This window comes from Phyllobacterium sp. 22552, from assembly GCF_052044585.1.
In the GTDB taxonomy this organism is placed as follows: Bacteria; Pseudomonadota; Alphaproteobacteria; order Rhizobiales; family Rhizobiaceae; genus Phyllobacterium; species Phyllobacterium ifriqiyense.
In genome coordinates, this window is the sequence record NZ_JBQENG010000004.1 from 90,646 (window position 1) to 114,526 (window position 23,881).

Genomic DNA, 23,881 nt, shown 5'->3' on the forward strand with positions numbered 1-23,881 from the left:
TCTATGCCGCCAGTTTCTGGGCGCGGCGAATGGAATTGCCGTTGCCATCGAAGATCATCAGGTTGCGCGGGTCGATGAAAATGTCGATTTCTTCATCGGGCGTGTAAATGTGGATGCCGTGAGCGAGCATTGTCCAGCGCGCATCGGCGAAGGACAGATGGACGAAGCTTTCCGAACCGGTAATTTCAGTGGCTGTCACGCGGGCCTTCAATCCGATTTCATCGGCACTGCCGCGAACCGTATTGATGTGGTGCGGCTGGAAGCCGATCGTATAGGTGCCGTCAGCGATATCGGTCAGATGCGACGGGATCGGCAGGGTAACGCCGCCTTCCAGCTGAAATGCCTTGCCGAACTTTGCCAAGGCAATTGTGTTCAGCGGCGGGTCGGCGAAGGTCTGCGCCGTGATAAGATCATCCGGTTTGCGGAACACATCAATTGTGGAACCAAACTGCGTTACCCGCCCCTCGGAGAGGGTTGCCGTGCTGCCGCCGAGCAGCAAGGCTTCATGAGGCTCAGTGGTCGCATAAACAAAGATCGTGCCGGATTCGGCAAAAATGCGTGGCAATTCCTGACGCAGCTCTTCGCGCAGCTTATAGTCAAGATTGGCCAAAGGCTCATCGAGCAGCACCAGCTTGGCGTTTTTGACGATGGCCCGCGCAAGCGCAGTGCGCTGCTGCTGGCCGCCGGACAGGCTAAGCGGCGTGCGGTCGAGATAGGGCGTAAGCTTGAGGATTTCAGCGGCCTTGCGCACTTCGCGATCAATAGTTGCCTTGTCAGCACCGGCAACACGCATTGGCGAAGCAATGTTCTCATAGACCGTGAAGGCCGGATAATTGATAAACTGCTGATAGACCATGGCAACCGAGCGCTTTTGAACCGGAACGCCCGTCACATCCTGACCATCGAACCAGACAGAGCCGGAAGTTGGCACATCGAGACCTGCCATGATGCGCATGAGGCTGGTTTTGCCGGACAGAGTGGGTCCAAGCAACACATTCAGCGTCGCATGTTCCAAAGTCAGCGATATATCGCTGAGGTGGAGCTTGCCGCTCACCATTTTGGATACATTTCGCAATTCCAGCATTACTTCTCCTCCCGAAGCACTTCCACCCAAACAGAAACGGGAAGCGCTCTAACTCTTTGCCTTTACGCAATTCCGGACGGAAAACCGGTTCCCACCTTCCTGGAATTGCTCTTGAGCCGATGCGCGTTACCGCGCCTCAGCAGTATATTTATTCTGCAGCCATGGCGCGCCGCCTGTCGACTGCACCTTCCATGAATTGATCGAGAGCAGCCGCTTCATCAGCGCTCAAATGCAAGCCTCTTTTGGTCCTGCGCCACAGCACATCCTGCGCGGTAAGCGCCCATTCATGCTCAATTTGATAGCGTATTTCCGCCTCGTAAAGATCCGATCCAAAATGCTTACCCAAATCGCCAAGCGATTTTGCATTTCCAAGCAGCACACGTGCCTTGGTGCCATAAAGCCGGAAAAGCCGATGTGCATGGGCAGCTGTCAGAAACGGATAGTCAGACTTCAATATCTGCAATTCACTGTCGAATGCGTTTACTGCGAAATTCCCGCCGGGCAGCGTACCGGTTGCCGTCCATGGCTTACCACGCTTGCCAAGCTGGTCTTCAATTTTCTCAAGCATATGCTCGGACAGACGCCGATATGTGGTGATCTTGCCACCAAAAATGTTCAGGATCGGCGCCCGGCCCTCCGACGCATCGGTTTTCAATACGTAATCGCGCGTTGCTTCCTGCGCTTTGGACGCACCATCATCATAAAGCGGACGCACACCCGAATAGGTCCAGACCACATCTTCGCGCTTCACCGGCTCGACAAAATATTCGCTGGCCGCTGCACAAAGATAATCAATTTCGGTATCGCTGATTTTCACGTCCGCCGGATTGCCGTGATAATCCTGATCGGTTGTACCAATCAGCGTGAAATCCTGCTCATAGGGAATGGCGAAGATAATACGCCCATCTGTATTCTGGAAAAAATAGGCCCGTGGATCGTCGAACTTTTTCTTTACGACGATATGGCTGCCCTGCACCAGGCGTACATTATGCGCATCATTGCTGCCCACTACGCCGGTCAGAACTTCATCAACCCAAGGTCCGGCAGCATTGACGACGAGCTTTGCCTGCACATCTTCCTTGGCGCCGGTCAAAGTATCCTGCAATGTCAGCGTCCAATGATCGGCACCGCGCATCGCACTTACAACTTTTGTCCGCGTGCGGATGACCGCACCTCGATCGGCGGCATCGCGGGCGTTGAGCGCCACGAAGCGCGCATCATTAACCCAGCAATCGGAATATTCGAAAGCCTTGGTATAAAGCGACTTCAACGGCTTTGCGGCCGGATCGCGCGTCATATCCAGAGTACGGGTTACCGGAAGCTTCTTGCGTCCGCCAATGTGATCATAAAGGAAAAGACCAAGCCGCAGCAGCCATGCCGGACGCAGGCCTTTATGATGCGGAAGCACGAAACGCATGGGCCAGATAATATGCGGCGCGCAGGCCCAGAGAACTTCACGCTCCATCAACGATTCGCGCACAAGGCGGAATTCATAATGTTCGAGATAACGCAAACCACCGTGGATAAGCTTTGTCGAACCGGAGGAGGTGCCGCTGGCAAGGTCGTTCATCTCGGCAAGGAAAACCGAATAGCCGCGGCCCACAGCGTCACGCGCAATGCCGCAGCCATTAATGCCGCCGCCTATAACGAAGATATCGTAAACCTGACCCTTCAATTTCCCCACCCTCATTTCGCAACGCACCATCTCTTCGCATATGCGAAATGAAAATGCTATAATTGCGAAAGCAATACGAAACTAAAATGAACTATAGCGCGCAATGGAAGAGCGCACAAGAGCCGGTTTCAGACAGATGTTTCGATCAATCTGACGTCTGCATCGCTGCATATCCGGCGTATTGCCTCACTTTCGCAGCGGTCGGTAATGAAGGTGTTGACCTGCGACAAGTGGCCGATGCGAACGGGTGCAGTGCGCTCGAACTTGGTCGAGTCCGAGACAAGGATCACGTGGCGCGCATTGGCCATGATCGCCTGCGCGACTTTGACCTCGCGAAAATCAAAATCAAGCAAGGCGCCATCACTGTCGATTGCCGAGGTTCCTATAACAGCGAAATCCACCTTGAACTGGCGGATGAAATCGACCGCTGCCTCGCCGACTATACCGCCATCGGAGCCACGCACGACACCGCCGGCAATGACCACCTCAATATCGGGGTAAATTCGTAACCTGTTGGCAACATTTATATTATTGGTGATTATCATCAGACCTTTACGGTCCAGCAATGCCTGCCCAACAGCCTCTGTCGTCGTGCCGATATTCACAAACAGCGATGCATTGTCGGGGATCAACTCAGCGGCAGCTTTACCTATGGCTTCCTTCTCGCCCGCTGCTATCAAGCGCCGCGCCTCATATTCAAGATTTTGCACCCCGGATGGAAACAATGCGCCGCCGTGAATTCGGTTGAGAAGGCGCTGATCACAGAGGTCGTTAAGGTCTTTGCGAATGGTTTGCGGCGTTACATTGAAATGCATTGCCAGATCATCAACAAGGACGCGACCATGCTCCTTGGCCATCTCCAGAATTTCGGCATGTCTGGGAGCGAGGAACATGGAACCAGCTTTCATTTTCGTTTTTGTAGTGTCTATACGAAAACGAAAATTGCTGTATGTCAATCGTGAGTAAAGCGAAAGGCATTTTAAAGGTGGGTGGGAATTACTGCCTGCATGATTGGTGTGCGTGGTTCGACAAGCTCACCATGAGGGAAGTTGAGGATTGCAGGAGTCAAGATTTGCACCGCTGGCCGTTAATCATGCAGCCCATTACCTTCCCTCATGGTGAGCTTGTCGAACCACGCACGAAGCTGCTGCAGCACCTAGAGCAATTCCAGGAAAAGTGTGTAGCGGTTTTCCGTCCGGAATTGCGTAAAAACAAAGACTTAAGAAGCGTCATTTTAAATCTATCAAAACGCAAAACGCTCTAGGCAGTAGCGCCCTCGATAATGTCAAAACCAGTATTGATAATGGTTTTTTCCGGGGGACGCTCGCGGCTTTCAAGCAGCTTTTCCGCCGCAGTTTTGCCAATCAGAAATCGCTTGGAAAGAATAGTTGAGAGCGGCAGAGGCATTGCCTGCCCGATATCCAGCCCATTGAAGCCGAATATGCCGAGCCTCTCTTTGATGACAATTCCCGCATGGATGCAGTAGAAAATACCGCCCATAGCCATGTCGTCATTAGGGAAAATCACCACATCCAAATCGGGATGGGCTGCAAGCAGTTTTTCCAGAAGCTCCCGCCCGGCTATTGTCGAGCCGCCGCCGGGGACACGCATTTCGCCGACGAGCGAAAGACCAGCCTCCCTTAAGGCTTCACACAGCCCCTGATAGCGCGCCTTTGCACGGTCATCGGAAATCAACATATGACCGGCATAGCCAAATCTTCGGTATCCGCGCTCAATAAGGTGCCGCCCGGTTTCATAGCCAGCCTGCCGATGTGACATGCCGACAGCTATATCCACAGGATCGCCATCAATGTCCATAAGCTCCGCAACGCGGAACCGGCCCTGCTCGAGATGTTTTCGCGCTGTGGGCGTGTGATGCAAGCCGGCCAGAATCACAGCGGCTGGTTGCCAGGCAAGAAATGACAGAAGAATACGCTCTTCAATCAGCGGATCATAATCGGTAACACCAATGACCGACTGAAACCCTGTTTCGGTGATAGCAGTGTGGATTCCGCGCAGGACATCGGGAAAGACAATGTTCGACAATGATGGCAAGAGCACAGTCATCAATGTCGAAGCGGCGGAAGCGAGGCTCCCCGCAGCGCGATTGGGAATATAGCCAAGCTGGGAAATGGCGGCCAAGACGCGTGTTCGCGTCGCATCCGCAATGGGACCTTGATTGCGAACGACGCGCGAAACCGTGATCTCACTCATGCCAGCCAGCCGCGCCACATCCGCCAAAGTCGGTGCACCGGCGTTTCGATTGGCATTTCTCTTGCGGGTCATAGGCTCGAATCCAGAGCATTTTCCAAGAATAATGACAGCGCTACCATAAAACGCTTGATGAACGCTAGTCAGTGTGCATAACTTTATGACAGCGCTAACATACAAATGTTCAGTCGCTGGCTTGTTTTCACAATTCCGGACGAAAACCGGGTCCATTCTGCTGGAATTGTTTTAAGCCCGGGAGGGGCTTGAGGGAGGAATACCGCATATGCATGTTTTGGTGATCGGCGCAGCCGGAATGGTTGGCCGCAAGCTTCTGGACAAGATCGCTGCCGAACCCGGCGCGCTTGGATCCGACATAGACAAGCTGACACTGGTTGATGTTTTCGAACCCGTGGCACCGGCAACCTTTGCCGGTATTGCGCAGACAATTGCCGCTGATTTGTCCGATCCCGGTGTGGCAGACAGGCTCGTTGCCGCCCGTCCGGACATGATCTTCCATCTGGCAGCAATCGTTTCAGGCGAAGCGGAAGCGGATTTCGAGAAGGGCTACAAGATCAATCTCGATGGCACGCGCTGGCTTTTCGAAGCCATCCGCATTGAGGGCCAAAAAGCGCCTTACAAGCCGCGTGTTATATTTGCCTCCTCCATCGCGGTTTTCGGCGCGCCTTTCCCCGACAAGATCGGCGACGAGTTTTTTACGACACCACTCACGAGCTATGGCACGCAAAAAGCAATTTCGGAGCTTTTGCTTTCAGACTACAGCCGCAGAGGTTTTTTTGACGGGATCGGCATTCGCCTGCCCACAATCTGCATTCGCCCCGGCAAGCCGAATAAAGCGGCATCGGGATTTTTCTCCAATATTCTGCGCGAGCCGTTATCGGGACAGGAAGCAATTCTTCCCGTCGATGAGAATGTGCGGCACTGGTTTGCCAGCCCGCGTTCGGCGGTCGGCTTCTTTATCCACGCCGCAACGCTAGACCTTGAACAGGTCGGTCCAAGGCGCAATCTTTCCATGCCCGGCCTTTCGGCGCTTGTTGGCGAAGAAATTGCCGCTCTTCAGCGCGTGGCCGGTGACAAGGCAGTCAAACTCATCCGCCGTGAGCCCGATGCCACGATCCAGAAAATCGTGTCCGGCTGGGCAACGGATTTTGATACGTCGCGAGCCAGCAAGCTTGGTTTCAAGGCAGAGACCGCCTTTGACGACATTATCAAAGCGCATATTGACGACGAACTCGGCGGAAAGATTCCAGCATGAGCGTGATCGATTCGGGCAAGGGAAAAATTGCGCTGGTGACAGGTGGCGGCACAGGCGTCGGCAAGGCCATCACAACTGCGCTTCTTGGGGTCGGCTATACGGTGGTCATTTCCGGCAGGCGCCAAGACGTGCTTGACGATGCGGCCAATGCTTTGGCCAAAGATACTGGCGGCACGGTCAAGCCGATCACCGCGGATGTCAGCGATCCCCACTCTGTCGCAGCGCTTTTTGAGGCGATCAAGAGCGAGTATGGGCGGCTGGACCTTCTGGTCAATAATGCGGGTATCAATGTCCCGAACATTGCCATGGAAGAGCTGACTTTCGAGCACTGGACCTCAATCGTCGGCGCCAATTTGACAGGTGTATTTCTTTGCACCCAGCAGGCGATGAAGCTGATGAAAGCACAATCGCCCCGAGGCGGCCGCATTATCAATAATGGCTCGATTTCAGCCCAGACTCCGCGCCCCAATACAGCGCCCTATACGGCGACGAAACATGCCGTGACCGGCATGACCAAATCGACGGCGCTGGATGGCAGACCGTTCGATATTGCTTGTGGGCAGATCGATATTGGCAATGCCACGACTGAGATGACATCGAAAATGGCGGGCGGCGTGATGCAGGCAAATGGCGAGATCGCCAGTGAGCCAACCATACCGGCGCATCACATTGGCGATGCTGTTGTCTATATGGCAAGCCTGCCACTGGACGCGAACGTACTGACAATGACGATCATGGCAACTAAAATGCCGCTGGTCGGACGCGGGTAAAGCAGAGGGGCAGCGCTTTGGGAGAAGTGATGTCCAAACATAATTTCTGGAGGAGAGCGCATGGCATCGGTTGAATTCGCCGACGTACGAAAATCATTCGGTACCCACCCGGTCATCAAGGGTGTGGATATCAAGATTGAAGATGGCGAATTCGTCATCCTTGTTGGACCATCGGGCTGCGGTAAGTCCACCTTGCTGCGAATGCTGGCCGGGCTGGAGAATATCTCGGCAGGAGAAATCAAGATCGGCGGCCAAGTTGTCAATGGTCTCGCTCCAAAGGAGCGCGACATTGCCATGGTCTTCCAGAACTATGCGCTTTATCCGCATATGACTGTTGCCGATAACATGGCTTTTTCGCTGACGCTGAAACGCGCATCAAAGGCGGAAATTGAAAAACGCGTAAAGCCTGCGGCGGAAATTCTCGGCCTCACCCCGCTGCTGGACCGTTTTCCGCGCCAGCTTTCCGGAGGCCAGCGCCAACGCGTTGCCATGGGCCGCGCAATTGTGCGCGATCCGCAGGTTTTCCTGTTTGACGAGCCCTTGTCCAATCTGGATGCCAAGCTGCGCGTCGCCATGCGCGCTGAAATCAAGGAACTGCACCAACGGCTGAAAACCACCACGGTCTATGTCACGCATGACCAGATCGAAGCCATGACCATGGCCGACAAGATCGTCGTCATGCATGATGGTCTGGTCGAGCAGATCGGCGCGCCGCTTGAACTATATGATCAGCCGGCAAATCTTTTTGTTGCCAGCTTCATCGGCTCGCCTGCAATGAACATGATCAAAGGCAAGCTCGATCCAAACAGCGCGCTGAAATTCAAGACCGATAATGGTGTCGAATTGCCCGTTGCCAAAGCGCCGGAGAGCGCCAAGGGACGCGCATTGATTTACGGTTTGCGGCCCGAACACATGACAATCGTCGATGGCGGCATACCTGCCGAAGTGGTGGTGATTGAGCCAACGGGTTCAGAAACGCAAATGATCATGCGGGTTGGCGGCGATCTCGTCACCGGCGTTTTCCATCAACGCATCAATGCAAAGCCGGGCGAGACAGTCGGCCTCTCCATACATGCGGAAGCGACCTATCTGTTCGATGCAGAGACCGGCAAGCGCCTGGTCTAGAGCTCTAGCATAAGCGGTGCCTGCCGGTCGGTAGCAGGTCTTCGTCATAAAGCACCGACATAGCCCGTGGCCCAGAATGTGGGAGCATTTTGAAGGCCTTTTACAACCAAGGAGGAGCAAGAATGACCATTAACAGAAGACATCTTCTCGGCGCATCAGCCGGACTAGTCGCTGCCGCAGGGCTCAACCGTTTCGGGCTTACGCCTGCCTTTGCTCAAGCCGCAGCACCAACCTACAAACCGGAAGAAGGCGCTACATTGCGCCTGCTGCGCTGGGTTCCATTTGTTCCAGCCGAAGAAGCCGCATGGCTTGCCAACACCAAGAAATTCACTGAGGCGACTGGCGTGCAGGTACGGGTCGACAAGGAAAGCTGGGAGGACGTTCGTCCGAAAGCTGCCGTTGCCGCCAATGTCGGCTCCGGCCCGGATATGGTGATGAGCTGGTTCGATGATCCGCAGCAATATCCGGACAAGCTGGTCGATGTGACTGAGCTTGGCGAATATCTGGGTGGCGCGCATGGCGGCTGGTATGCCGGCCTTGAAGGCTATGCCAAACGCGACGGCAAGTTCATTGCGCTTCCGCTTTGCGCCATCGGCAACGCGGTCGTTTACCGCGACAGTCATATGAAAGCCGCGGGCTTCCAGGAGTTTCCGAAGGACACTGCAGGCTTCCTTGAATTGTGCAAGGCCTTGCAGGCAAAAGGCACACCGGCTGGCTTTCCGCACGGCAAGGCAGTGGGCGACGGCAATAATTACGCTCATTGGTTGCTTTGGAGCCATGGCGGCATGATCGTCGATGAAAGCGGTAAAGTTGTCCTCAACAGCCCTGAAACGCTCGCATCGGTCAAATATGCGCAGGAACTCTACAAGACCTTCATTCCAGGCACGGAAAGCTGGCAGGATGTCAATAATAACCGCGCCTTCCTTGCACGGCAGGTATCGCTGACGGCAAATGGCGTGTCGGTGTATTATGCCGCCAAGAAAGATCCGTCCATGGCGGATATCCTTGAAGACATGCGTTCGACAAACCTGCCAATCGGTCCGGTCGGCAAGTCGATCGAGCTGCATCAGACTTCAACGATTTCGATCTTCAAGCACACAAAGTTCCCGGAAGCTGCAAAGGCCTACCTGCAATTCATGTATCAGGCCGAAAATATGAACGCCTGGATCGAGGGTGCCAGCGCCTATTGCTGCCAACCCTTGAAGGAATATGCAAGCAATCCGGTGTGGAAGTCCGTTCCGATCCACGAAGCCTATGCGCGGGCTTCCGAAACGCTTCGCCCGAACGGTTTTGCCGGACCGCTGGGAACAGCATCGGCGGGCGTGATGGCCGATTACGTGCTCGTCGATATGTATGCGACAGCCGTGACCGGTCAGATGACCGCAGAGGATGCCATTGCACAGGCGGAGAAGCGCGCAAATCGCTACTACGCCACTTAAGCAGCCATAAACGCCTTCCGCCGTCCAACGCGGCGGAAGGCTTTCTTGTTTCGCAATTCCTGACGGAAAACCGGCTATTGCTTTTCCTGGAATTGCTTTCGAAGCCGACGCAACCGGAGATATCCGATGACAATGACGCCGACTGCAAAACGAAACTCTGCCTTTGGCACAATGGCCCGCAGCAATACTGCGGTCGGCCTGTTCTTCATGCTGCCTGCGGCAGTGTTCCTCATCTGCTTTTTGACCTATCCACTCGGACTGGGCGTATGGCTCGGCTTTACCGACGCAAAGATCGGTCGCGACGGCGTCTTTATCGGCATCGAAAACTATCAGGCGCTTGCCAATGACTCGGTCTTCTGGATGGCCGTTTACAACACCGTTCTCTATACTTTTATCGCGTCCATATTGAAATTCGGTTTCGGCCTCTGGCTGGCGATGATCCTCAACGAACATCTGCCGTTCAAATCATTCTTCCGCGCCATTATTCTCCTGCCCTGGGTGGTTCCGACGGTATTGTCCGCCCTCGCCTTCTGGTGGATTTATGATGCGCAGTTTTCGATTATTTCCTGGTCGCTGATGCAGCTTGGCTGGATCGACGGTCCCATCAATTTCCTTGGTGATCCCAACAACGCGCGTGCCTCGGTGATTGCCGCCAATGTCTGGCGCGGCATTCCTTTTGTGGCGATCTCGCTGCTTGCCGGCCTGCAAACAATTCCGCAATCGCTGCATGAAGCAGCATCGCTGGACGGCGCGACAGGTTGGCAGCGTTTCCGCTTTATAACCTTGCCCATGCTCACGCCCATCATCGCTGTGGTGATGACGTTCTCGGTGCTTTTCACCTTCACCGATTTCCAACTGATCTACGTGCTGACCAAGGGTGGCCCGGTCAATGCAACGCATCTGATGGCAACCTTGTCATTCCAGCGCGGCATACCTGGCGGACAGCTTGGCGAAGGCGCGGCGATTGCTGTTGCGATGATTCCATTCCTTCTGGCTTCGATCCTGTTCTCATTTTTCGGCCTTCAGCGCCGCAAATGGCAACAGGGCGGACAAGATTGAACGGGAGGGAGACAATCATGAGCATTTCCGAGCAAACAAACGCCCAGCCGCTGAACGACGAAGCGCAGGGCATGAGCTATCTCAACCGGTTGCCACGGCGCATTGTCGTGCTTTACCTTCCTCTGCTGGTCTTCATCATCGTATTGCTATTTCCATTCTATTGGATGGCAATCACCGCGGTTAAGCCCAATGACCAGTTGACGGACTATAATAATTACAGCCCGTTCTGGGTGGTGAAGCCAACGCTCGACCATATTAAATATCTGCTGTTCGAAACCTCCTATCCAGGCTGGTTATGGAACACGATTGTCGTATCGGTCTGCGCGACCGTGCTGTCGCTTGCCGCATCTGTTTTCGCCGCCTATGCGATTGAGCGTGTGCGCTTTTCCGGCTCTCGCCCGGTTGGCCTTTTGATCTTCCTTGCCTATCTGGTGCCGCCGTCGATCCTGTTCATCCCGCTGGCGGTGATCGTGTTTAAATTTGGCATTTACGACACCAAATTCGCACTGATCTTCACCTATCCGACCTTCCTCATCCCCTTCTGCACATGGCTGCTCATGGGCTATTTCCGGTCCATACCCTTCGAGCTTGAGGAAAGCGCTTTGGTGGACGGTGCGTCGCGCTGGCAGATTCTGGTCAGGGTCATATTGCCGCTGGCAGTGCCTGGACTGATATCTGCCGGTATTTTTGCCTTCACTTTGTCTTGGAATGAGTTCATTTATGCGCTGACCTTCATCCAATCCTCTGAGAACAAGACTGTCCCGGTCGGTGTGCTGACGGAGTTGGTGCGAGGCGATGTTTTCGAGTGGGGTTCACTGATGGCGGGCGCACTGTTCGGGTCGCTGCCCGTTGTCATCCTCTACTCATTTTTTGTCGATTATTACGTTTCTTCCATGACCGGTGCGGTCAAGGAATAAGTCCCCCAGGAGTTACTTAAATGACCAGCAACAAAACCCCGAAAAAACTGCGTTCTCAGGAATGGTTCGACAATCCTGACAATCCGGGGATGACCGCGCTTTATCTTGAGCGCTATCTGAATTACGGCCTGACCCGCGGTGAATTGCAGTCGGGCAAGCCGATCATCGGCATCGCACAGACCGGTTCGGATATTTCACCTTGCAACCGGCACCATATTGAGCTGGCCAAGCGCGTGCGTGACGGTATCATTGCTGCTGGTGGCATTCCTTTCGAGTTTCCGGTTCATCCTATCCAGGAAACCGGCAAGCGCCCCGGCGCAGCACTCGACCGCAACCTTGCCTATCTCGGCCTCGTTGAAGTTCTCTTCGGCTATCCGCTTGATGGCGTTGTTCTCACCATCGGTTGCGACAAGACCACGCCAGCCATGTTGATGGGCGCCGCCACGGTGAACATTCCAGCTATAGCGCTGTCAGTCGGACCCATGCTGAATGGCTGGCATCGCGGCGAGCGCACCGGCTCCGGCACCATCGTCTGGAAGTCACGCGAGAAGCTCACCTCTGGCGAAATCAACTATGACCAGTTCATGGATATTGTCGCATCATCGGCGCCGTCGGTCGGGTACTGCAATACGATGGGCACGGCTACCACCATGAATTCGCTAGCCGAAGCACTTGGTATGGAATTGCCGGGCGGCGCAGCCATCCCCGCGCCTTATCGCGAACGCGGCCAGATTGCCTATGACACCGGCAAACGCATCGTCGACATGGTACGCGAAGATCTGAAGCCATCCGATGTCATGACACGGGCCGCCTTCGAAAATGCCATCGTTATCAATTCCGCGATTGGCGGATCGACAAATGCACCGATCCATCTGAATGCCATTGCACGCCATCTCAATATTCCGCTGGACAATGATGATTGGCAGGAAATCGGCCATGACGTGCCGCTTCTGGTCAATTTGCAACCAGCCGGTGAATATCTGGGTGAGGACTATCATCGCGCGGGCGGCGTGCCTGCCGTGGTTGCCGAACTGATGAAGGCCGGGAAACTTCCGCATCCGGGCGCTGTGACGGTCAACGGCCAAAGCATCGGCACCAATTGCGAGCATGCAGAAAACCTTAACACGGACGTGATCAAGACCTATGATGCGCCGTTGAAAAAGAAGGCCGGGTTCATCAACCTCAAGGGCAATCTCTTCGACAGCGCCATTATGAAGACCAGCGTCATTTCCGAGGAATTCCGCCAGCGCTATCTATCCAATCCGGATGACTTGGAAGCCTTTGAAGGCATTGCCGAAGTTTTTGACGGACCGGAGGACTATCATCATCGGATCGACGATCCGGCGCTTGGCCTTAGCGAGAACAGCATTCTGATCATGCGCGGCACTGGGCCGATCGGCTATCCAGGTGCGGCAGAGGTGGTCAATATGCAGCCGCCAGCCTATCTGCTGAAGCAGGGTATCCATGCGCTGCCTTGTCTTGGCGATGGCCGTCAATCCGGCACATCCGGTTCCCCATCCATCCTCAACGCCTCGCCGGAAGCGGCGGTCAATGGCGGACTTGCGCTCGTTCGCTCCGGCGATCATCTGCGCATTGATCTCAACAAGGGCACTGCAAACATCCTGATCGACGATGAGGAATTGCAAAAGCGCAAGGACGATCTGATCGCTGCGGGCGGCTATAAATATCCGGCAAGCCAGACGCCGTGGCAGGAAATCCAGCGCGGCATGGTCGGTCAGCTTGATGAAGGCATGGTTTTGAAACCTGCCGTTGACTACCAGCGCATTGCTCAGACCAAGGGGCTTCCACGCGATAATCACTAAATCGCCGGACGCCCTGACAGATGCAAAAGCCATATATCGGGAGGAAGCATGGCGAATTCCATACGGCGCTATGAGGGGAGGCACGCGGTTATAACCGGCGGTGCCTCCGGCATAGGTTTCAGAACAGCAGAGCGGATCGTGTCGGAGGGCGGCACGGTCACTCTGTGGGACGTCGATGCAGCAAAGATCGAGGAGGCAAAGGCAGCGCTTGGAGCCTCCTCCCACGGTGTCAGTCTTGATGTGTCCGATCCTGACCAGGTCGAGAAGGCCACGCAGGAAACCGTATCCGCCTTTGGCAAGATCGACGTGCTTGTCTGCTCGGCGGGAATAGCCGGACCAAATGCCAAGGTTGCCGACTACCCCATTGATCAGTGGAAACAAGTCTTTGAAATCAATCTGCACGGATTGTTTTATTGCAATCGATTTGTCGTGCCGGTCATGCAGAAGAACGGCTATGGCCGGATCGTCAATGTTGCTTCCATTGCGGGCAAGGAGGGCAACCCCAATGCCTCGGCCTATAGCGCATCAAAGGCTGCGGTCATCGGCCTGACAAAATCGCTGGGCAAGGAACTCGCCGGTGATGGAATTACCGTCAACGTGATAACACCAGCTACCGTTGATACGCCCATCCTCCAGCAATTGAAGCCGGAGTTCATTGATTACATGCTTTCGAAGATTCCGATGCAGCGTTTTGGCAAAGTTGATGAGCTTGCCGCGCTGATTACGTGGATTGCCAGTGAAGAATGTTCATTCACGACCGGAGCAGTATTCGACATTTCCGGTGGCCGTGCTACATACTAGGCCACTACCCACCAGTGAAGAGAAGGTTGACCAATGAAACTCTTGCGTTATGGCCCGCTCGGCCAGGAAAAACCCGGTCTTGTCGACAAGGACGGCAATGTCCGCGATCTTTCCGGCCACGTGAAGGATATAGCCGGTGAAGCAATTTCACCCGAGGGCTTGAAGAAACTCGCTGCGATCGATCCCGCTTCACTGCCACTCGTTGAAGTAGACCGCTATGGCGCCTGCGTTTCTGGAACCGGCAAATTTATCTGCATCGGCCTGAACTATTCCGACCATGCGGCAGAGACTGGCGCAACCGTGCCGCCGGAGCCAATCATTTTCATGAAGGCCACATCGGCGATTGTCGGCCCAAATGATAATGTGGAAATTCCCCGCACCTCGCTGAAGACAGACTGGGAAGTCGAGCTTGGCGTTGTAATCGGCAAACATGCCAAATATGTCAGCGAAGATGAGGCAATGGACTATGTTGCGGGCTATTGCCTGATCAATGATGTTTCCGAGCGCGCCTTCCAGGCTGAACGTCAAGGACAGTGGACCAAGGGTAAGAGCTGCGACACATTTGGCCCGACAGGCCCCTGGCTTGTGACCAAGGATGAAATCAAGGACCCGCAAGACCTGAAGATGTGGCTGGAAGTCAATGGCCATCGCTATCAGGACGGCACATCGGCGACGATGGTCTATGGCGTGAAGTATCTGGTTTCCTACCTGTCGCAATTCATGAGCCTGCATCCGGGCGACATCATCTCGACCGGCACACCTCCCGGCGTTGGCCTTGGCCAAAAGCCGAATGTGTTCCTCAAGGAAGGCGATATCATAACGCTCGGTATTGAGGGTCTGGGCGAACAGCGCCAGCAGGTCGTACAAGCTTAATTTAACCTGCACATCAGTTCTGCGTGGTTCGACAAGCTCACCATGAGGGAAATTGAGGATTGCAAGATCAATCTTCGACGTTGCAAGTGTTTTTGCAGCCCAATCCCAGTCCTCATGGTGAGCCTCGTCGAACCACGCACAATTGTCTCCGCCTTTTGGCGGCAAAGGAGTACAAAATGTCCTCAGCTACAAAAGCTGCCCATCCCCCACGGAAGGCTCCAGCGGGTGCCAGCAAGGTTCGCTACATCATTCTCGCGATGTGCTTTCTTGGTCTGACAATGAATTATCTTGACCGCGCCAATATGAGCGTGGCTTTGCCCTATATCGATGCTGAACTTGGCCTCAACCTCAGCAATGCCGAGAAGGGCCTGATCTTCGGCGCGTTCTTCTGGGCCTATGACGGCATGATGCTGATCGCTGGCTGGTTTACCGATAAGGTCGGCGCGCGCCGGTCCTTTTCTCTTGCTGCCGTCTGGTGGTCTGTATTCACGGCGCTGACACCGCTCGCCACGACTTTCTGGGGCTTCTTCGGCATGCGTTTTGCTTTGGGAGCGGGTGAGGCCCCGGCCTACCCAAGCGCAACCAAGGCCGCATCGCGCTGGTTTCCAAAAAGCGAGCGCGCTTTCGCTACCGCAGTCATCGACTCCGGCTCACGCGTTGGCACTGTTCTCGCATTGCCTATCGTGACCGGCATTATCGCGCTCGCGACCTGGCATTATTCCTTCATCATTCTCGGTGTGCTTGGCCTGGTATGGGCATTCTTCTGGTACATGATGTATCGCGACCCTGCCGACCATCCGGGCGCAAACGATCTGGAGCGTCAATACATCACCGATAATGGTGGGCGCACGGAAGAGAATGACGATGCGGAAGCGGTAAAAATCCGGTGGCGCGACCTTTTCCGTTATCGCACCGTTTGGGGCATGATGATCGGCTTCTTCTGCCTGAACTTCGTCATCTATTTCTTCCTGACCTGGTTCCCCGATTATCTGAAGAATGCGCGCGGCCTCAATCTGGCCGAGCTTGGCACATTCGGGATGATCCCAGGCCTTACCGCTGTTGCTGCGGCATGGGCGGCAGGCATCTGGGCCGATCGCGCTATTCGCAATGGTGCCGACGTGACGACAATCCGCAAGATCATCATGGTTGGCGGTCTGCTTGGTGGCGCGGCCATTCTACCCGCTGCAATGGTGACATCGCTCTATATGGCGCTGATCTTCCTTGCGATTTCCTACAGCAGTCTGGCTGTTGCGGCCACGGCAATCTGGTCGCTGCCAGCAGACGTTGCGCCAAGCTCGCATCATGTGGCATCAATTGGCGGCATCCAGAACTTTGCCTCAAACATTGCAGGCATTATCAGCCCGTTCCTGTTTGGCTATCTGCTTGATGTGTTTAATGGAAACTATATTCCGTCATTCGCTCTGGCTGCCGGCGTCGCCGTCATCGGCGCGTTCAACTACGCATTTGTCGTAGGCCGTGCGGAGCCACTTCCAGTTCTGCCAGCACGCGGCTAAAAACATTAAGGGCGGTGCTTTGCACCGCCCTTTTTCATAGGTTTTTATGCATTGCCCGAATGCGAAGCCGCTTCGCACCTTTGCTGGAAATGCACTTAGTAGTCTTTTTCGAAGAACAGACCAGCGCCGGAATCGCCATCGCTGCCAACAGCACCCTTGGCTTTCAGATTGGGCGTAATGTCGAGGTTGATTGTACCCTTGGTGTTACCACCGGCACCTGCCTCGACCCCCAGATAAATATTATCCCTGATATAGCGCCCGGCGCGAACGCCTGCATTGCCTTCGCTGTCAGTGACGACATCAAGGTCATCAAGGCCCGTGCTCTTGCGCAGGCTGTCGATGAGCGACGAGTTTGAACCACCTGCCAGTTCCGCAGCGGCAGTTGCCAGACGCGCAATTTGCAACGGCGTCAATTCGCTGATTGAGCGGTTGAAGATCAAGCGCGCCATGACTTCATCCTGCGGCAGTTCCGGCTGCGACGAGAAGACAATCTGCAAATCGGATACGCGACCCTTTACAGTCACACTGACGGTTATGTCGCTGCTTTGGGTAGTGGCAACGAAGTTGATTTCAGGATCAAGATCGCCAACCAGCGTGACCTGACCTTCCGTGAAGGTGATGCGCTGGCCAAGAATGCCAAGACGGCCACGGATGAGATCAAAACCGCCTACAGGCTGAACATTTGTGGCAGGACCGGTCAAACGCACGGAACCGCCGATCTCCGCATCAAGGCCGCGACCACGTACGAAGATCTTGTTGGGCGCTGTAACATTGATATCGAGCCGCACCACACTTGGACGCGATGTCGGTGTTGCGACCTCGCGCTGATCAGCCTTGGCACGCTTAAGTGTTTGCTGAACCTTCTTCGAAGCATCTTTATGCTTTACGTCGATAACCGCCGACGGACCGCCAAAGGTTTCCGGAACAGTGATTTCGGCGCGATCAATATTGATATTGCCAGCAATGACGGGATCACGGGTCAGAGGACCATTGATGCCCAGCGCGCCCGTCACAGTGGCGACAACAAGATTGCCGTCGGCATAGCGCGCCTTGTCGAGCTTGATATCAATATTAGCGGGGAAATTCGCAGCAGCATCCGTTGAGATCGTACCTGTCGCGCTGACGGTACCACCTGTTGAAATCCCGGCCGTCAGCGTGCGGATTGTGACAGTCGTGCCCTCCATGCTGCCAAGCAGGGTAATCCGCTGCAAGCGCAGATTCGATTCCGGATCCATGATTTCCGCACCATTGGCCGAGAACATGCCACGAATCTGTGGTTGGGCAAAGCTGCCGGTTACATTGGCCGTGACATCAATATTGCCCTTGGCCTGTGTTCCGCGATCTGCGAGGAAGCGGTTAGCCAGAGACAGCGGAATATTTCCGGTGACATTGATGCCAAGTCCGTTGCCGGAAATGGGAACTTCACCACTGGCTGATACTGTAAAGCCCTGCGGTCCATCGACCTTTGCAGAAGAAAGTGAAAGGCGCTCATTGGCGAAGCGGCCTGCTGCCGTCAGTTGCAGAGGGGCTAGCCCTGCTTCCTGCAAGGGCTTGGCGGAAATGCTCGAACCCTTCAGGTCAAACTCCGCATTTGGCTTTTGCAATGTGCCTGTAACACGACCGCGGCCGGAAACAGCGCCCGCGAGGTTCTGATCTTTGACAATGCCGTTGAGAGTCGTCAGCGGGAAACTCTTCAGATCGAGATCGACGCCAAGCTGGCCTTGTGCCAAAGGCACCGATCCGCGTGCCGAAGCGTCCAGTCCATTTGCCCCGGTCAAATGGGCATCGACATTTAACTGGTCAGTCGTTGATGTGCCTTTGGCATCAAGATTAAGCGCTTCAAGACCCGCTTTCTTCAGTGCTGCTGCCGTTATGCCGCGCGCTTGCATGTCGAAATTGACGTCCGGCTTCTCGCGCGTACCACCGATCTTGGCGGTGCCATTGATTTCGCCGCCAAGACCAAGATCCGGCTTGATCGTATTGGCGATATCTAGCGGCAGTTTCTCAATCGCAACCGCAAGATTGAGCGTTTGGGCAACTTCACCACTGATGGTCACCTTGCCATTGCCGATATCAAGGATGATGTCACCAAATGAGACATCACTACCAGCAACATTGATTGCTGCGGGCTGTACGAGGCGGGCAGCAAGCTTGTCACGTATCAGTTCCGCCTTTGCCAGCGACAGCAGATAACCTTTATCCGTGGGTTCAAGAACGCCGCCAAGGGATGTTTTCGCGCCGTTTTTCAGCGCTGCATCAAGAGTGAAATTCGTAGCCTTACCGCTCTGGTTCGCCTGGGCGTCAAGGCTTGTAATATCAATTCCGGAGGCCGAAATATTGGTTGCGCTTACCGTGCCGTTGGCGGCTGGAACATTGAAAATATCCTGTGCCACAAGCGCAATCTCTGCTTTGCCAATGGCAACATTATTAGCCTTGAGACTATCGATCTGTCCTTTGACATCGAGGTTCTGCTTATCGTCATCATGCGATAGCGCAATCGTCGCATCGGCCTTGCCTGTCGCTTCGACTAGGAAGAGCGCAGCGGCGGTGGACACATCGGCGGAACTCAGCGTCAGATTGCCTTGCAGCAATCCTCTTTTGTCTTGCGTAACATCACCGCGCAGACGCGTTCCACCCGCGATAAACAACAAATTGCTGAGGCGTTTCTCATCTTTGCGTAACGCGATCTCGGTGGAAAGATCCGCACGGATGCCATCGAGAAAAGCCAAGCCTGAAAGCTTGCCGTCAATATTGTCTTCAAGCAGCGTTCCATTGAACGAAATATCGCCTTCGGTCAGCTTGCGTCCCGATAATGTGCCCTGCGGCACACCCGCATTAAAGGCAAGGGCGATGATCTTGTCCTGACCGCGCGCGCTGCCCTTTACCTTCAATGCCCCGCCCGCCTTCTCCGAAAGAAGTGCCAGATCGGTAAGGTCGAGGCCAAAGTCGAAATTGGCGGCACCGCTGGCAAATGTTCCATTGGCGGTGACAAGCGTCTGCGGATTTTCGATCTTGAAATTCTTGGCACTCAGTCCGTTTTCGCCACGGGCGAGGCCGCCGGTGATCCGTGTTTCGCCCGCCAGCACTTTATCGGCTGCATCAATGCCAAGCTTCATACCCGTAGCATTGCCGTCCAGCATCAGATCAAAACCGCCTGTCAACGCCTCAACAAGACCGTTGGCTTTCAGGTCCAGCGAACCGGCCAATTCCCGGCCGGCAAGCGCCGAGAAGGGCGAGATGCTTGAAGCTTTAACAAGAATATCGCCGCGATAGGCGAATTCGCTGATCGTGCCCGTCAGAGAAGCACTCAATCCATTGGCCGCGATCAAGGCCTGCTTAAGATTGACAGGGGTACCAGCCTTCCAGTCGCCATTGATCTTAAGCTGGACAAGATCACCGAGGGCTTCAGCTATATCTGCCCGTTTTGCGGTGATACCGGAAATGTCGCCGTTTAAATCATAGGTCAGCGAACGGGCCGCAGGGTCATCAATATTTTGAGCCAAGCCTTTGGCGACAAGGTTGGCCGATTTGGCGGCAAACATTTCCGTTGTCAGGTTGGTGACTTCCAAAGTGCTTGACCAGGCATCATTTGCATTTGCATTCGTGCCGAAATCGACGGCGAAGACCGCCTTATCCACAGTGGTCTGACCGCCGGCAACAGGCAGGATAACCTTCTTGCCCGTTGGGTCGGCTATCGTTGCGTCGACCTTCAATCGGCGCAGGAACCCGTCATTCGTGGTCTCACCTGTGGCATCAACCAGCAGCGCATTGCTTTTGATACTGAGACGGTCAAGCGCAAATCCACCGGCATCACGTACCACGCCATTGACCACCAAAGCAGTGTCATTACCGAAGAAATCACGAAATATCGGCGGGATAAGGGCTGCAACTTCGCCGTCCAGCGTCGTCTTGAAACCAAGCCCGTCAGCCTGGCGATCAATCTTGGTATTGCCGGTAAGAACGCGCTTGCCCGCTGCGTCGAGGGTCAACTGCAAAGCCAGATCGCTTAATGGGCCGGAGCCCTTCAACGCCATGACAACAGGCGGGCGTCCTTCAATATTAAGAAGGTTGGCCATAATGCCATTCGCCGGTTCGTTCAGCAAAAGGTCGAGATCAAGCTGCTGGCTCTCATTGGCATAAGCGGCTTTGATCGTGAAATCGCCGCCTGGACCATCCAGACGCTTTATCTGCAAATTGGAATCGAGCGAGCCGCCGTCAAGCGTCAGATTTCCCGCAACGGAAATCTCTGATTTCAGGCCAAACACTGTATCGCCAAACGCTACGCGACCAATCTTCAACTCCTGAAGAATAACCGCAAGCGGCAGTTCCGGCAGGCTGAAACCTTTCGCTTCCGGCGAAGGCAAACCTTCGTCCGGTAGCGGCTTGCGCATGACATCGATGGAGTCTGCCACCAGCGTATTGATATCCAGACGTCCACGCAGCAGCGCAAGGCGGCTCCAGACGATGCGGGCATTGGTGATCTTCAGCCAGATACCTTGGCGATCCGCAACCGTGATGCTGCCAATATTTGCTTCGGAGGAAAGCACGCCCTGAATTTCAGAGATCACAATCTGACGATTTGGTGTCGATAGCTGGTTTTCAACAAAGCTGAGAAAATATGACTTCTCTGCCTCGGCGCTGGCAGGCGCAGGCGACTGCGCCACGGACGGGCCGACGATAAGGAGCAAGAGAAGGGTTGCAAGTATCCGGATCAAAACGCCTGTCCTATGCCAACGTAGAAAGCAAAACTTGGATCGTCATCGGTCCGGTCAAGCGGAACGGCAACATCAAGCCGGATCGGACCAAGGCCGGTATTATACCTTATGCCCGCGCCAACACCGAGCCGTAGCTGCTCTGCAAAATCCGGGAAAGATTCTTCGCCGACATAGCCCGCATCGACAAAGCCGACCGCGCCGATCGTATCGGTAAGGCGCACGCGTGCTTCCACCGAGCTTTCGACAAGCGAGCGTCCGCCGATCACATAATTATCGCCATCGCGGCTGACATTCACGCCAATATTGCGATAGGCATAGCCGCGAACTGAACCACCCCCACCAGCAAAGAACAGTTGATCCGGTGGCAGCTCGCCGATTTCAGCGCCAACAATCGACCCAAGCTTCAGACGCCCGGCGAAGACGAAACGATCATCGGCACCGAAACCGTAATAGGTGCGCCCTTCCGCCGTAAATTTGGTGGCGAAGTTGCCATATTCTACTTCGTAGAATGGCGACAAAAGCCCCTCAAGATAATAGCCATTCTTTGGATCAACCTTGCTGTCGCGGCTGTCATAGGTCAGCCCGCCAAGAACACCCACTGTCAGGAAATCACGGCTTCCGAAGAAATCATCTTCAAATTTCGACTTCGACACACTCGCAGTGAGTTTGCCGGAAAGCTCGTCCGAAAATATATGGGTTAAGCCAGCTTCAGCAGTGACTGAAGTCTGCGTATAGGCATCCAGAACCTTGCGCTCGCCAATCAGCGAGGAAATGAAGTCTGTATCCGGCGTCCAGACACCAGGCTTGGTGAAACTGACACCCAGCATGTAATTATAGTCCTGTGGGTCGTAGGATTGCCCGCCAATGCCACCGATTTTGGCATCGAACCGCAGACGCTCGGCCCGGCCAAAAAGATTGCGGTGCTGCCAATAGGTCTCAAAACCGGCGCCGTCCAGGGTCGAATAGCTGCCACCAACACCGAAGCGGCGCAGCTTCTGCTCCTGAACGGCTACAGTAATCGGCAAAAGCCCATCGCTTGTGATGGCGTCTGCTTCTTCGATACGGGCCGAGCGGAACACCTCAAGTCGAGACAGACGCTTTTTGGCGCGCTCGATCTCGTCAGGATCATATTCGCGTCCGGGCTCCAGACCCGTGATGAAGGCGACAAACTCAGGATCCATGCGCTCAGTACCGGTGACCTGCGTCTGGCCGAACGATGCGCGGCGACCGGGATCAACATCGATAATCGCATCAACTTTGCTGTTGTCGTGATCGGCGGTGACGTTGCGCGAAACGATCTTCGCCTTGGGATGGCCCTGCTCGCGCCATGCATCAACAGCAAGGCGCTCTGCCTTTACGATTGACGTGGAGCGGGCAATATCGCCCACCGCGAACCCCTGATTTTCAGGTAGGTCGACAATATCCTTCTTGTCGACCGGCGGCGGAGCGACATTCTTGATGCGTGCGGTAGAGAAAAGAAACTGCGGTCCCGGATCGACCGAAATTGACACGGCTGCGGGATCTGGCAAAACCGTATCGGGAGGAAGATCACTCGCCTCACGCCCATCAACTTTAATGCTGATATTGCCGCCATAACGACCATCGGCGTAAAGCGCGCCAAGAATACGGCGATAATCACCTCTGGCTTTGGCTAGAAGCCCTGCGGCACCGGAGGCAGGCTTGTCCTTATCAGCGACAAGGCTGGAAGCACCTTCGACGAGCTTTTTGGTCTCTTCGTTTTCTTCGTTGGCGATTTCTACGGTATATTTTTGCGGATCGGCAATGACGGAATCCGCGTCATCGTCTTTTTTCTCTCCCCAAAGATGAATGCCGAAGATTTCGAACGCGTGCGCGGGCGATACAAGGGCTGAGCAAGCCAGCAATGCGGCGGCAAACAAACTGGCCTGTGGGCGCTTGAAGTCCATCAACCAGTATAATCCCTAACTCAAACAAAATGACACAAACCAACAGGAATGATTACCCCATATCCCGTGATCGTTAAAATTCGCCTCTCTAGCTTAAGAAAACGATAACATGGTGGTTAATACAGGCCAACCCGCAAAGGCATTACACAACCCATCCGAAACTGTCGTTGTGACCATATCGCCACAAAACAGGCGTTTACGAGGGAACCCGACGCGGTCACTTTTTATTGGCGGCTGTATTGTTTATTAAATCGGCTGGAAAGCTCCGCGTGAAAACCTGTGATTGCGCTATCCCTGCAACCCAAATAGATTAGCCGCAACCAATCAGTCCCTCCGGAGCATATGAATGAAACCCGTATTCCTGCAGTTGCAATGCTTCCCTGGCAAAACCTATGAAGTTGCGGCTGCCCTTTTTGAGCGCGAGATCGTCTCGGAACTCTATTCGACCAGCGGCAATTTCGATCTGCTGGCGAAGATATACATTCCCGAAGACCAGGATGTCGGCAAGTTCATTAATGACAATGTGCTCGACATCCAAGGTATTGCGCGCTCGCTGACGACCATGACTTTCACGGCATTTTGACCCTCGGGCAGCAATTTTAAGCGGATAACCGAGACATTAAGTCTCGTTTCATGCGATAATAATGTCCCCTATGTAATGTTTGCAATAAAAACAC

At 54.6% G+C, this 23,881-nt stretch carries 18 protein-coding genes; 12 read left to right on the plus strand and 6 right to left on the minus strand.

The features are described from left to right. Position 1: 1 nt before the first annotated feature. The 3 genes from ACTJI9_RS10590 to ACTJI9_RS10600 all read right to left on the minus strand — a co-directional run bounded on the left by ACTJI9_RS10590 (position 2) and on the right by ACTJI9_RS10600 (position 3,652). Positions 2–1,084, minus strand: a complete 1,083-nt coding sequence (locus ACTJI9_RS10590; protein ID WP_440807853.1) for an ABC transporter ATP-binding protein — start codon at positions 1,082–1,084, stop codon at positions 2–4. Positions 1,085–1,232: 148 nt separating this feature from the next. Then, positions 1,233–2,774 carry a glycerol-3-phosphate dehydrogenase gene (gene glpD, locus ACTJI9_RS10595; protein ID WP_440807856.1) on the minus strand — a complete coding sequence of 514 codons (1,542 nt, stop codon included), beginning with the start codon at positions 2,772–2,774 and terminating at the stop codon, positions 1,233–1,235. 113 nt (positions 2,775–2,887) lie between these two features. Continuing rightward, positions 2,888–3,652 carry a DeoR/GlpR family DNA-binding transcription regulator gene (locus ACTJI9_RS10600; RefSeq protein WP_115054813.1) on the minus strand — a complete coding sequence of 255 codons (765 nt, stop codon included), beginning with the start codon at positions 3,650–3,652 and terminating at the stop codon, positions 2,888–2,890. A gap of 56 nt (positions 3,653–3,708) precedes the next feature. On the opposite strand from ACTJI9_RS10600, the gene ACTJI9_RS10605 reads away from it, so the two are divergent. Beyond that, positions 3,709–4,023 (plus strand): hypothetical protein, encoded by a 315-nt coding sequence (locus tag ACTJI9_RS10605; RefSeq protein WP_440807859.1) that lies wholly within the window; start codon positions 3,709–3,711, stop codon positions 4,021–4,023. Here the strand turns inward: ACTJI9_RS10605 and ACTJI9_RS10610 are convergent. Continuing rightward, positions 4,020–5,045: a LacI family DNA-binding transcriptional regulator gene (locus ACTJI9_RS10610; RefSeq protein WP_307281906.1), complete on the minus strand. Its 1,026-nt coding sequence runs from the start codon at positions 5,043–5,045 to the stop codon at positions 4,020–4,022. The genes ACTJI9_RS10605 and ACTJI9_RS10610 overlap by 4 nt on opposite strands. Before the next feature lie 208 nt (positions 5,046–5,253). Between ACTJI9_RS10610 and denD the strand changes: the two genes are divergently transcribed. The 10 genes from denD to ACTJI9_RS10660 all read left to right on the plus strand — a co-directional run bounded on the left by denD (position 5,254) and on the right by ACTJI9_RS10660 (position 16,564). Further along, positions 5,254–6,243 carry a D-erythronate dehydrogenase gene (denD, locus tag ACTJI9_RS10615; RefSeq protein ID WP_354342932.1) on the plus strand — a complete coding sequence of 330 codons (990 nt, stop codon included), beginning with the start codon at positions 5,254–5,256 and terminating at the stop codon, positions 6,241–6,243. After that, positions 6,240–7,013 carry an SDR family oxidoreductase gene (locus ACTJI9_RS10620; protein ID WP_115054656.1) on the plus strand — a complete coding sequence of 258 codons (774 nt, stop codon included), beginning with the start codon at positions 6,240–6,242 and terminating at the stop codon, positions 7,011–7,013. Before denD ends, ACTJI9_RS10620 begins: the two co-directional genes overlap by 4 nt. A gap of 60 nt (positions 7,014–7,073) precedes the next feature. Next, positions 7,074–8,138: an ABC transporter ATP-binding protein gene (locus ACTJI9_RS10625; protein ID WP_440807863.1), complete on the plus strand. Its 1,065-nt coding sequence runs from the start codon at positions 7,074–7,076 to the stop codon at positions 8,136–8,138. A gap of 122 nt (positions 8,139–8,260) precedes the next feature. After that, the gene (locus tag ACTJI9_RS10630) at positions 8,261–9,577 is read left to right on the plus strand and encodes an ABC transporter substrate-binding protein (protein WP_115054654.1); all 1,317 of its coding nucleotides are present in this window, start codon (positions 8,261–8,263) and stop codon (positions 9,575–9,577) included. A gap of 171 nt (positions 9,578–9,748) precedes the next feature. Next, positions 9,749–10,636, plus strand: coding sequence for a carbohydrate ABC transporter permease (locus ACTJI9_RS10635; protein WP_370878848.1), 888 nt, complete (start codon positions 9,749–9,751; stop codon positions 10,634–10,636). Between the two features lie 17 nt (positions 10,637–10,653). Then, positions 10,654–11,553 (plus strand): carbohydrate ABC transporter permease, encoded by a 900-nt coding sequence (locus tag ACTJI9_RS10640; RefSeq protein ID WP_115054652.1) that lies wholly within the window; start codon positions 10,654–10,656, stop codon positions 11,551–11,553. A 20-nt stretch (positions 11,554–11,573) separates the two neighbouring features. Beyond that, on the plus strand, positions 11,574–13,376 hold the full coding sequence (locus ACTJI9_RS10645) for an IlvD/Edd family dehydratase (protein ID WP_115054651.1): 1,803 nt from the start codon (positions 11,574–11,576) through the stop codon (positions 13,374–13,376). A gap of 48 nt (positions 13,377–13,424) precedes the next feature. Continuing rightward, positions 13,425–14,177: an SDR family NAD(P)-dependent oxidoreductase gene (locus ACTJI9_RS10650; RefSeq protein ID WP_307281891.1), complete on the plus strand. Its 753-nt coding sequence runs from the start codon at positions 13,425–13,427 to the stop codon at positions 14,175–14,177. A gap of 33 nt (positions 14,178–14,210) precedes the next feature. After that, positions 14,211–15,050: a fumarylacetoacetate hydrolase family protein gene (locus ACTJI9_RS10655; protein ID WP_115054649.1), complete on the plus strand. Its 840-nt coding sequence runs from the start codon at positions 14,211–14,213 to the stop codon at positions 15,048–15,050. A gap of 176 nt (positions 15,051–15,226) precedes the next feature. After that, the gene (locus ACTJI9_RS10660; protein ID WP_440807867.1) at positions 15,227–16,564 is read left to right on the plus strand and encodes an MFS transporter; all 1,338 of its coding nucleotides are present in this window, start codon (positions 15,227–15,229) and stop codon (positions 16,562–16,564) included. Between the two features lie 95 nt (positions 16,565–16,659). Here ACTJI9_RS10660 and ACTJI9_RS10665 read toward each other — a convergent pair whose 3' ends face one another. Together ACTJI9_RS10665 and ACTJI9_RS10670 are read right to left on the minus strand one after the other, a co-directional pair. Beyond that, complete coding sequence (locus ACTJI9_RS10665) at positions 16,660–21,279, minus strand: translocation/assembly module TamB domain-containing protein (RefSeq protein WP_440807869.1); 4,620 nt, start codon at positions 21,277–21,279, stop codon at positions 16,660–16,662. Continuing rightward, on the minus strand, positions 21,276–23,204 hold the full coding sequence (locus ACTJI9_RS10670; RefSeq protein WP_440807871.1) for an autotransporter assembly complex protein TamA: 1,929 nt from the start codon (positions 23,202–23,204) through the stop codon (positions 21,276–21,278). The genes ACTJI9_RS10665 and ACTJI9_RS10670 overlap by 4 nt, the downstream gene beginning before the upstream one ends. Before the next feature lie 346 nt (positions 23,205–23,550). Here ACTJI9_RS10670 and ACTJI9_RS10675 point away from each other — a divergent pair, with 346 nt between their 5' ends. Further along, positions 23,551–23,787 carry an Lrp/AsnC ligand binding domain-containing protein gene (locus ACTJI9_RS10675; RefSeq protein WP_008127661.1) on the plus strand — a complete coding sequence of 79 codons (237 nt, stop codon included), beginning with the start codon at positions 23,551–23,553 and terminating at the stop codon, positions 23,785–23,787. Positions 23,788–23,881 lie beyond the last annotated feature (94 nt).

Bases quoted from the DNA above. Each gene is read 5' to 3' on its own strand.
- ACTJI9_RS10620 (WP_115054656.1), top strand. From the start codon at position 6,240: ATGAGCGTGATCGATTCGGGCAAGGGAAAAATTGCGCTGGTGACAGGT.
- ACTJI9_RS10605 (WP_440807859.1), top strand. From the start codon at position 3,709: ATGTCAATCGTGAGTAAAGCGAAAGGCATTTTAAAGGTGGGTGGGAAT.
- ACTJI9_RS10630 (WP_115054654.1), top strand. From the start codon at position 8,261: ATGACCATTAACAGAAGACATCTTCTCGGCGCATCAGCCGGACTAGTC.
- ACTJI9_RS10625 (WP_440807863.1), top strand. From the start codon at position 7,074: ATGGCATCGGTTGAATTCGCCGACGTACGAAAATCATTCGGTACCCAC.
- ACTJI9_RS10590 (WP_440807853.1), bottom strand. From the start codon at position 1,084: ATGCTGGAATTGCGAAATGTATCCAAAATGGTGAGCGGCAAGCTCCAC.
- ACTJI9_RS10610 (WP_307281906.1), bottom strand. From the start codon at position 5,045: ATGACCCGCAAGAGAAATGCCAATCGAAACGCCGGTGCACCGACTTTG.
- ACTJI9_RS10650 (WP_307281891.1), top strand. From the start codon at position 13,425: ATGGCGAATTCCATACGGCGCTATGAGGGGAGGCACGCGGTTATAACC.
- ACTJI9_RS10640 (WP_115054652.1), top strand. From the start codon at position 10,654: ATGAGCATTTCCGAGCAAACAAACGCCCAGCCGCTGAACGACGAAGCG.
- ACTJI9_RS10660 (WP_440807867.1), top strand. From the start codon at position 15,227: ATGTCCTCAGCTACAAAAGCTGCCCATCCCCCACGGAAGGCTCCAGCG.
- ACTJI9_RS10635 (WP_370878848.1), top strand. From the start codon at position 9,749: ATGGCCCGCAGCAATACTGCGGTCGGCCTGTTCTTCATGCTGCCTGCG.
- glpD (WP_440807856.1), bottom strand. From the start codon at position 2,774: ATGAGGGTGGGGAAATTGAAGGGTCAGGTTTACGATATCTTCGTTATA.
- denD (WP_354342932.1), top strand. From the start codon at position 5,254: ATGCATGTTTTGGTGATCGGCGCAGCCGGAATGGTTGGCCGCAAGCTT.
- ACTJI9_RS10645 (WP_115054651.1), top strand. From the start codon at position 11,574: ATGACCAGCAACAAAACCCCGAAAAAACTGCGTTCTCAGGAATGGTTC.
- ACTJI9_RS10675 (WP_008127661.1), top strand. From the start codon at position 23,551: ATGAAACCCGTATTCCTGCAGTTGCAATGCTTCCCTGGCAAAACCTAT.
- ACTJI9_RS10655 (WP_115054649.1), top strand. From the start codon at position 14,211: ATGAAACTCTTGCGTTATGGCCCGCTCGGCCAGGAAAAACCCGGTCTT.
- ACTJI9_RS10600 (WP_115054813.1), bottom strand. From the start codon at position 3,652: ATGTTCCTCGCTCCCAGACATGCCGAAATTCTGGAGATGGCCAAGGAG.
- ACTJI9_RS10670 (WP_440807871.1), bottom strand. From the start codon at position 23,204: ATGGACTTCAAGCGCCCACAGGCCAGTTTGTTTGCCGCCGCATTGCTG.